The organism is Mycobacterium sp., from assembly GCF_052144515.1.
In the GTDB taxonomy this organism is placed as follows: Bacteria; Actinomycetota; Actinomycetes; order Mycobacteriales; family Mycobacteriaceae; genus Mycobacterium.
This window is the reverse complement of record NZ_JBKQQD010000175.1, coordinates 1-4,958: the sequence shown is the minus strand read 5'-3', so window position 1 is coordinate 4,958 and position 4,958 is coordinate 1. Positions and strand designations below refer to the sequence as shown.

At 62.3% G+C, this 4,958-nt stretch carries 3 protein-coding genes and 2 pseudogenes; all 5 read right to left on the bottom strand.

Translation table 11 applies throughout. The features are described 5' to 3' along the window. Positions 1-43: 43 nt before the first annotated feature. Positions 44-514: a hypothetical protein gene (locus ACLP9N_RS11755; protein ID WP_442407568.1), complete on the bottom strand. Its 471-nt coding sequence runs from the start codon at positions 512-514 to the stop codon at positions 44-46. Between the two features lie 90 nt (positions 515-604). Continuing rightward, entirely contained in the window at positions 605-823 is a 219-nt protein-coding gene (locus ACLP9N_RS11750; RefSeq protein ID WP_442407569.1) for an ANTAR domain-containing protein, read from the bottom strand. A gap of 98 nt (positions 824-921) precedes the next feature. Continuing rightward, a pseudogene (locus ACLP9N_RS11745) lies at positions 922-1,476 on the bottom strand (GTP-binding protein); the annotation flags it as partial. A 156-nt stretch (positions 1,477-1,632) separates the two neighbouring features. After that, positions 1,633-2,535 (bottom strand): annotated as a pseudogene (locus tag ACLP9N_RS11740) (zinc-ribbon domain-containing protein); the annotation flags it as partial. A gap of 105 nt (positions 2,536-2,640) precedes the next feature. Beyond that, on the bottom strand, positions 2,641-4,548 hold the full coding sequence (locus tag ACLP9N_RS11735) for a hypothetical protein (RefSeq protein ID WP_442407567.1): 1,908 nt from the start codon (positions 4,546-4,548) through the stop codon (positions 2,641-2,643). Between the last annotated feature and the right edge of the window lie 410 nt (positions 4,549-4,958).

Genomic DNA, 4,958 nt, shown 5'->3' with positions numbered 1-4,958 from the left:
GCCCGAGGCGCTGTTGCTTGAGCGGCTGCGCTGGGGCGCGGAGTCAACCGGCCCTGCCCTGGCGTTTTCTTAAGCCGGGGTAGGAGCCGCGACGCGAAGCTAGGCCCGCCGCCTGAATGTGTGCCGTTAGCTGATTGACGGCGGCCGTACGGAGCCCCAGCCATCCAGGATTCGCGATCGCCCCGCCCATCGCACGGCGCGCGCCGAGGATTGTGTACCAGCGCTGAAATGCGACACCTCGGGGCCGACGCGAAACCCCCGAAGCACGAAGTTTTAAGACTTCGGCCGCGGTGTCTTCGGATCCGCGGCGACGGTGGGGGAGCCGTTCGCCTATCAACTCGGTCGTGTGACCCATGAGAAACAGCGTCGGAACGACAAGATAGCCAGTCAGCTGCCCGGTGCGCAGAACTTGGCGCGCCTCGGGGAGCACCCCGCCCGAACCGGGGTGGGGATAGATCGGCCGTTTCAGACCATCCAGCGCCGCGGCCACCACCGCCGTGCTACGCAGGGACAATCCGTTCCAACAACCCGACTTAGTCGTCGCTTCTTCAGGGTGTTCGGGGCCCGCCGGAAGGCCGCCACCGCCTGATCGTCAGGCGGTCCGTTACGCCGTCAGTGGTCGGTGGCTGGATGACTGTCGCATAAGCGGGCGCCAGTAGCTCAGCGCTTCCGAACTCGAGGTTTCTTCACTACCCCGGCGCACCAATGCGAGCAGCGCACGAGCGTGGGCACCCAGACCGATGCCGGTCTGATAAGCGGCGTCAGCGATTTGTTGGAAGGCCTCGCGCTCAGAACACCCGCGCAGCCCCATCAGTGCGCCGATCGCCCAGTCAAGCTCTTCCGGGACATCTCCGGCGATTGCCGGTAAAAATCATCATCCATTGTGTTCCTCTCGAGACATGCCGGTGTTCTTGCCATCCCCTAGCGGTGGGAGTGCGTGACGCCCCATGAAGGCAGCGGATCGGGGTAGGTGATCCACTGTTTTTCGCCCGCAACGAGTTCGGCGTCGGTGAGCAATGCGGATTCCAGTAAGCGGTCTACCCGGTCGCGGTCCAGCCGTACACCGATGAACACGATCTCCTGACTCGGTCCGATGTCTGCGGTGGACCAGTACTGCGCGGGTTCGATCACCAGGTTCGGCCCGGCTTGCGACCAGATCGCCGCGATCGACGGGCGGCTGGCGATCCAACAGAATCTCTTACTACGCAACACCCCACGAAGCGCGTCCAGAGCCAGTTCCAACCGCTGGGGATGAAACGGACGAGTGGCGCGGAACGTCATGCTGCTGATGCCATACTCCTCGGTCTCGGGGGTGTGGCCCCCCGCGATCTCCTCGTCCCACCCCGGTGCGCTCTCTGCAAGTACGGGATCGAACAGGCCGGTGTCCAGGACGGCGTCCAGCGGTACCACGCCATGGTCGGTGCAGATGATCTTGGCGGACGGGTTGAGCCGGCGCAGCATCGTTTCCACTGTGCCGCGGGGCTTGAGCCCGGGTGAGTGGGGAATTGGGGTAAGCGACCCGTTCAGCGTCGGATGCCACTCGGCGGCGAGTTCGGGATTCTTCTCAGCGAGTGATTCCCCCGGCTTTGGTGTGGCCTTGGTGCGACTCCTGAATTGGTAACTGCACTTCGGGCAAGCCTGTCCACGTTGCGTGCGGTGGTAGGGGGTCGCCGGCCATTCGTCGTCGCAGTTACGGCGCTTCCACCAGTACCTGTTTTTAGCGCCGGGATTGACGTCGGCGGTTGTCATTGGAGCGTTCTTCGTGGGGTGCCACTCCGCGGCGATGTCAGGGTAGATAGCTAGGAGTGACTGGCCTGGTTTCGGTGTGGACTTCGTCAGGCTTCTTTGATGCTCCGCGCATCTGGGACATTGCTCGCCGCGACGTCGATCCTTGGGTGAGACCTGCCATTCGTGGCCGCAATTACGGCACAACCACCAGCGTGGCTTGTTGCTCGCTGGCTTAACGGCACTCGGTTTAACCTCCCCATTCAGTGTGGGGTGCCATTCGGCAGCAACGTCTGGATAGAGGTCCACGAACGACCTCCCAAGCTCAGGCGTTGCTCGCGCAATGCCTCGACGCGCGTAGTAGCACTTCCGACATCCAGTGCCGTCTCGGCCCCGGCGATAGACGGGAGTAGTCCATTCAAATCGACAAGATGAGCAGCGCCACCAGGCTCTTAAGGCACTCCCAGGAACAACGTCGTCTGGGGTCACATCGCCGTTGAGTGTCGGGTGCCATTCCGGTGACAACTGAGGCATAAGTTCAGCAAGCGACTGTCCAGGCGCCGGCTTGGCTCGAAGCGCCGTTCTGCGAGCGATTCCGCAATCACGGCAACCCTGGCCCCCTTTCCCCCGCTTGAAGACCGTGGATTGCCACTCGCGTCGGCACATCGAGCACCGCCACCAGACCATTGCGTTGCTGCCCGGGAGCACGGCGGCCGGCGTCAGGTCGCCGTTCAGCGTTGGATGCCACTTCGCAGCCAGCTGCGGCTCGACGTCCGCGAGCGACTGCCCGAGGGGCGGCTTTCTAATCACGACCGCGATTCTGCTTAATCCCGCGGGCCGAAGTGGAGAAATGAGAACTACCAGGAGCCGGCGGCGCCGGAGTTTCCCCGAATAGCAGGGCGGTTTCACGAAGGATTACTCGGAGTCCTTGCCCTGCTGCTTACCCTCCTCGGAGTCCTCGCGCTGCTGCTCTGCGAGAGCTTCTGCGATCTTGCCGATCAAGCGCCCCTGGACCGGCCTAAAGTTCCGATCGGGAATGGGCTCGCCAGGAGCTATTACGGTGTAGGCCGTGTCGTTCAATAGCGGACGCGCCACAATGGTGCCTGTTTCGTCGAGTTCGTAATGCACTGAAAGCAGTCGCCTTTCGACGGCGCACAGCGTGTACTCGGCGTCGCCGACCTTCACGATCAGCGGTTCGACGATCTTGATCTCGTAGTGGTCGTCTAAGTCAACTTGCCTCGCGCTCAAGTCGGCGCCGACCTCTGGTGTGGCTTCCGGCAGGAACCGTGCCTCGTCCCATTGACTGAACACCGTCTGGCCGGTGAGCAGTTTCGCCGCCTCGATCACGGCCAGTGCTTCCTCGGGCGTTACCTCGGAGAGATCCGGAATGAGAACTGGTGTTGTCGTGGCGCCCTGAATGATCGACAGAGCGCGGAGGTAGTTCATGACGGATTCCGGGAATGCGGGCTCCCGAGACGGGATGTCGCGGTAGTCGATGAATGGTCCGATGGTCTGGGCGATCTGCAAGGTGTTGGGCGCGGCCACGTCCTGCATGAATTCGATGATCGGCAGTACCGAGTCGATCTGCTGGCCAACAATCCTCGGACGCTTGAAGCCCCACGTGCCCGCGTGCGTCTCGAGATCGGTCTTAGTCTCGAACGTCAGATACCCAGATTCGTCCGTTCCGCTCTCCCATACGCCCGTGCCTTCCGGCCCCGTCTTCGCGGTGATCGTGAATAACATCGGCTCTCCGGCACTTCCGTCAGGTTTGCGGATGCGAAGTCGCACTTGGTAGGTCTGCCCCACGGCTTCAACCGATACTTCGGTGAGGCCGCCGGCGAGGGGCGCACCGAGACCACCCGGGAGGTCAATGTCGACCTCCGCCGGCGCCGTGAGCGGTGTTCCGTACTTCCGCCAGCTGTCATACGCCTCAAGGTCGAAATCCGCGTCGTCTGCTGCGAACATGAGTTTGAACGGGATGGGGCGCTCATTTTCCGCCTCGGCGAACCGCCTGTAGACACGGAACGTCAGGGTCTGCCCGTCAGGCACCGTCATTTGTGTCGCGGCGACCATGCCTTCTTGTCTCGTGATCTCCCGCGGCGCGAGGTCGAGGCTGAACTCGTACCGATAGTGCGGGTCGGTGTCCAGCGCATTGAACACTCGATGCAGATGTGGAATCAGCTCTGCGGGCGTGACCAATGCGGCCGTGTCGCTGGCGGCGGTCGGTGCTGGGAGCGTTGTGTCGCGGAGGAGGATTGCCGTCATTTCTGCAACAGCGTGCCGAAGTTGTTCTTCCCCACCGTGCAGGTAATAGTCGATGACGTGCCGGTACTTGCCCGCCATCGTCTCGCAGAACGACCGGCCCTCCCACTTGATGATTCGTCCCGGTGCGCTTTTCCATGCGCGGATCTCCTGTTTCTCCGCCCCAGTCAGCGCGAGTTTCTCGTTGGCGAACATATCTGCAATGACTGCGTCAGGCATCGCGTCAAACCAGTCCAGCATTTTGTCCACCGTCAGGTCGACGGGCGCTACCAGGTACCAGTCAGCGAGCGGCACCTTCCGAGGCTCCCGGCGAACCATCCCGATCAACACACGCCGGAACGAGTCCTCCACATCGCGTTTCTGCCTTTGGGTCAGCGTCTTCGCGTACTTCTTGATCTGATAGTTGTCGTACTTAGCAGGCTCTCCCTTGCTCGGGTTGAGCACATCGAGGCCAAAGTCACCCCGCGAGGGGCGGACACGGGTAGCCGTCGGATGCTCGCTGTAGATCAGGTTGGCCAGAACAGTCTCGGCCTCGTCACCGCCCAGTTCGGTCCACTCCACACGCCCAGGCATGTTCGTCCCCTCCGACGGCGACCGCAGAAGTTGTTGCTATTCCACCCCTGCCCCATTGTCACCACCGCCACGCGAACCCACAAGGAATCGCTCCGGACCCCGGCATCCAACCCGGCATCACCAGCGGCGAGGCGACTGTAATTGTCGCTCGATGGGTTGGCCACGGATTTGGACACGGAACACGGCGGAACCGATGCGAACAAGCGGGACGGGGCGAGACAGGTCGGACGGCTGAACGTCGCCGGCCTGCGGTTATGAGACCGAACGTGTTGGGGTAGACGGCGACCGGCTAGCTCATAACCCAGAGGTCGCCGATTCGGCTGCTGCTGCGGGGCGTTCGTTCGCTGATTCATCTGATGAAAACGGAGAACTGTTTCATGGATAATGACGATTATCCA